This window comes from Tepidibacter formicigenes DSM 15518 (assembly GCF_900142235.1).
Classification (GTDB): Bacteria; Bacillota; Clostridia; order Peptostreptococcales; family Peptostreptococcaceae; genus Tepidibacter; species Tepidibacter formicigenes.
Genome location: NZ_FRAE01000109.1, coordinates 1 through 4,490, shown reverse-complemented (window position 1 = coordinate 4,490; position 4,490 = coordinate 1). Strand labels below are relative to the sequence as shown.

Annotated in this window: 4 protein-coding genes; all 4 read left to right on the top strand. The window is 29.8% G+C overall.

Annotated elements, in window-relative coordinates:
• On the top strand, positions 1-280 hold a 280-nt coding region (locus BUA77_RS14055; protein ID WP_159428980.1), incomplete at its 5' end, for a hypothetical protein.
• 76 nt (positions 281-356) lie between these two features.
• The gene (locus tag BUA77_RS12765) at positions 357-1,952 is read left to right on the top strand and encodes an NAD(P)/FAD-dependent oxidoreductase (protein WP_072890878.1); all 1,596 of its coding nucleotides are present in this window, start codon (positions 357-359) and stop codon (positions 1,950-1,952) included.
• A 119-nt stretch (positions 1,953-2,071) separates the two neighbouring features.
• Positions 2,072-3,700: a Na/Pi cotransporter family protein gene (locus BUA77_RS12760; RefSeq protein WP_242939126.1), complete on the top strand. Its 1,629-nt coding sequence runs from the start codon at positions 2,072-2,074 to the stop codon at positions 3,698-3,700.
• Between the two features lie 84 nt (positions 3,701-3,784).
• Positions 3,785-4,369 carry a DNA-3-methyladenine glycosylase gene (locus BUA77_RS12755; protein ID WP_072890875.1) on the top strand — a complete coding sequence of 195 codons (585 nt, stop codon included), beginning with the start codon at positions 3,785-3,787 and terminating at the stop codon, positions 4,367-4,369.
• Positions 4,370-4,490 lie beyond the last annotated feature (121 nt).

Below are 4,490 nucleotides of genomic sequence, written 5' to 3'. Positions count from 1 at the left end.
ATACCCGATAATGAAAGATTTAGAGAAAGAGAACTTCCTAGATATGGGAGAGGACGAGGAAGCGTATCCCTTTGGGATAGAAACAGACGAGAAGACTTACAGATATCAATGTTTGGAGTGTGGATTTGAAGAAGATGTACCTAGGTTTATTATTGATGAATTTATTGAAGATGACTTTTTTGCTTCTGGTTGTGATATTGAGAATTTTGAAGTAAAAATGCCTATACTTATATGTCCAAAATGTAATGGTGAATTAGTTTCAAAAAATACAGATGAGTAGCTCTGCTACTCATCTGAGAGTATCACGAAGTGATATTTTGTTCTTATTTTAAGGTATATAAGGAAAGGATGTTATTATGATAAGAGTTTCTAATATAAGATTAAATATAAATGATGATATTAAAAATATAGAAAAAATAATACTTAAGAAGTTAAAAATACAAAAAAAGGAATTGATAAAGTACAATATATTTAAAGAATCTATAGATGCAAGAAGAAGAGGAAAAATAGATTTTATATATACCGTTGATGTAACTGTTATAAATGAAGATGAAGTTCTTAAAAAAATAAAAGATAAAGATGTAAAAACTGCTCCTATTTTACAATATAAGAATGTTTTAATGGGAGATAATAAATTAAATGAAAGGCCTATTGTAGTAGGTATGGGGCCAGCAGGATTATTTGCAGCACTAATACTTGCTCAAAGAGGATATAATCCAATAGTTTTAGAAAGAGGATTTGATGTAGATAAAAGAACTAAAGATGTAAATTTATTTTGGAATGAAGGTAAGATGAATCCTGATTCAAATGTTCAATTTGGAGAAGGAGGAGCAGGGACATTTTCTGATGGAAAATTAACTACAAGAATAAAGGATTTAAGATGTAGAAAGGTACTTACTGAGTTTGTTGAATCAGGAGCACCAGATGAAATATTATATTCATATAAACCGCATGTTGGAACAGATATATTAAAAGAAGTAGTTAAAAATATAAGAAATAAAATAATAGAACTTGGAGGAGAAGTTAGATTTAATTCAAAAGTTACAGATTTTGTAATAGAGAATGGTCAAATAAAGGGAGTTGTTGTAAATGAAGAAGATATTATATCATCAGATGTAGTTTTACTTGCGATAGGGCATAGTGCAAGAGATACATATGAAATTTTATATAAGAGAAATGTTAAGATAATTCAAAAGCCTTTTGCTATAGGAGCTAGAATTGAGCATCCACAAATTTTAATAAATAAATCTCAATATAAAGAATTTTATAATCATCCAAGACTAGGTGCTGCAGATTATAGACTTATTCATCATGGGAATAATGAAAGAACTGCATATACATTTTGTATGTGTCCAGGAGGAAGTGTTATAGCATCATCATCATTTGAAAATGAAGTAGTTACAAATGGAATGAGTGAACATAAAAGAGATAAGGAAAATGCAAATAGTGCTTTTCTTGTAAATGTAGTTCCTAGTGATTTTGAAAGTAGTCATCCATTAGCTGGAGTTTATTTTCAACAAAAATATGAAAGGTTAGCCTTTGAACTTGGTGGAAAAAATTACAAGGCTCCAGTACAGTTAGTAGGTGATTTTTTAAAGGATAAAGAGTCAAAAGACTTAGGAAGTGTAATTCCTTCCTATAAGCCTGGTTTTAAGCTAGCTAATTTAAGAGAATGTCTTCCAAGCTTTGTTATAGAAACTATGAAAGAGGGATTGATAAACCTTGATAAAAAGCTAAAAGGCTTTGCAATATATGATGCAGTTTTAACAGGAGTAGAAACAAGGTCATCTTCCCCTATAAGAATAGTAAGAGATGAAGATAGTTTTGAATCTATAAATGTTAAGGGACTCTACCCATCGGGTGAAGGAGCTGGATATGCAGGAGGTATAGTATCAGCTGCTGTTGATGGAATAAAGGTAGCTGAGAAAATAATTCAAAAGTATAAAATTTAACATAAATTTAACCTTCTTAACAAACTTAACATTTTTAACATAAACTTAACAATTCTCATCTTTGTTTTTGATACAATTAGACGGGGATTGACAAATAAGTATATTTAAGGAGGACTATTATGGCTATAGAAATAGCATTAGGGGTTTTGGGTGGCCTTGGACTATTTTTATATGGAATGAATTTAATGGGAGAAGGGCTTCAAAAAGCAGCAGGAGAAAAGTTAAAGAGAATAATTGAACTATTAACTAGTAACAGATTTATGGGAGTTCTAGTTGGAATGTTTGTTACAGCTATTATCCAAAGCAGTAGTGCAACTACAGTTATGGTAGTTGGATTTGTAAATGCAGGAATTATGAGATTGACTCAAGCAATTGGAGTTATAATGGGAGCAAATATTGGAACAACAGTTACAGCTCAGCTTGTATCTTTTGAATTAACTGAACTTGCTCCAATAGCTGTAGGATTAGGTATGATAATATATTTATTTTCAACAAAACAAAAAAACAAACAGCTTGCTGAAATATTAATAGGGTTTGGTATATTATTCATTGGTATGGACTTTATGAAGAATGCTGTTAAACCTTTAAGAGAATTTCCTGCTTTTAGGCATATGTTAGTTGGATTTGGAGATAAGACTATATTGGGAATTTTTATGGGATTTGCAATGACAGTAATACTTCAAAGCAGTAGTGCTGCTATGGGAATACTTCTAGCATTATCATCTGAGGGACTTCTTCCTTTAGCTTCTGCCCTTCCAATTCTTTATGGGCAAAATATAGGAACTTGTATTACAGCTATTTTATCTAGTATAGGTGCAAGTAAAAATGCAAAAAGAGCTGCTGTTATGCATATGACTTTTAATATTATAGGTACTTTATTGTTTGCAATTATATTAAATAATCCAACAATAAGTATAGTAACAAAACTTAATCCAGACGATGTTACAAGACAAATAGCGAATGCGCATACTTTATTTAATGTATTAAATGTTGTTATTTTATTTCCATTTGCATCACTTATAGTAAAATTGGCTGTGAAATTAATACCTGAAACAGAAGATGAATATAATGATAAAGTTACAAAATATCTTGATGATAGAATACTTGAGACTCCATCTATTGCTCTTGCTAATACAGTAAGAGAATCTCTACATATGGGAAATGTTGCTAGAAAGTCTTTGGAAAACTCTATGAATGGATTCTTTAATTGGTCAAAAGAAGAAGTTGAAAAAACCTTTGAAAAAGAAAAAAAAGTAAACGAGCTTCAAAGAGAAATTATAGATTATTTAATACAACTGTCTAATAGGGCTATATCTGTAGAAAATAGAGAAATAGTGGATGGTCTTTTTAATACTGTAAGTGATATAGAAAGAGTAGGAGATCATGCTGATAATATAGCAGAGCTTGCAATAGAAGCTATAGAAAAAGATATACCTTTTTCGGATGAAGGAATAAAAGAGCTTAAGATAATGTTTGACAAAGTAATGACTGCTTATAAATGTTCATTAAAAGCTATGAAAAATAAAGATATAGATTTAGCATTTAATGTAATAAAAATGGAAGAGCAAATAGATATAATGGAAAAGTCATGTAGAAAAAGCCATATATATAGATTAAATAATAGCTTATGTAATCCAGAAAGTGGAATAATATTCTTGGATATGATTAGTAATATGGAAAGAATTGGTGATCATTCTTCTAATATTGCAAGAGCTGTTATAGATACTCAAACAGTTAAGCAAACTTAATATAAATTTTGTAAAGCCTCATAAAATAATATGGGGCTTTTTTAGTGTATAATTACTATGTAAACAAAAACTAAGGAGGTATATATGAAAAGATTACCTAGAGACTTTTATATAGAGGATGCTGTAGATGTTGCAAAGAAGTTACTTGGAAAATACATAGTAAGAGAATATGATGGTAAAAAATTAATTGCTAAAATTGTTGAAACAGAAGCTTATAAAGCCATGGGGGATAAAGCTGCACATATGAATAATAATAAAATAACCCAGAGGACAAAAATAGCATTTGAAGTAGGTGGACATGCTTATATATATTTAATTTATGGAATGTATTATTGCTTTAATATAGTTACCTGTGAAAAAGGTGTAGGAGGAGCTGTTTTAGTAAGGGGAGTAGAGCCTATTGATGGAATAAAAGATATGATGTTAAATAGATATAATAAGGTGGAAGAAAAAAAGAGTAAAGTAAAAAATATTACAAATGGCCCAGGGAAGCTGTGTATGGCTCTTAATATAGATAAGAGCTTTTATGGAGAAGATTTGTGTACTAGTGATAAATTATACATAACAGAAGGAGAAATTGTAAAAGGTAAAGAAATAGTACAGTCTAAGAGAATAAATATAGATTATGCACAGGAAGCTAAGGATTTTTTATGGAGATTTTATAGGTAGTTGCAAAATAGAGTGAAAGGTTATCCACAGAAAAATTGAGTTGAAATTACTAAATAGAAAGAGTTATTAACAGTAATATTCAAAAAAAGACGCAGTTAAATAAAGGTTCAGTAAAACCTTT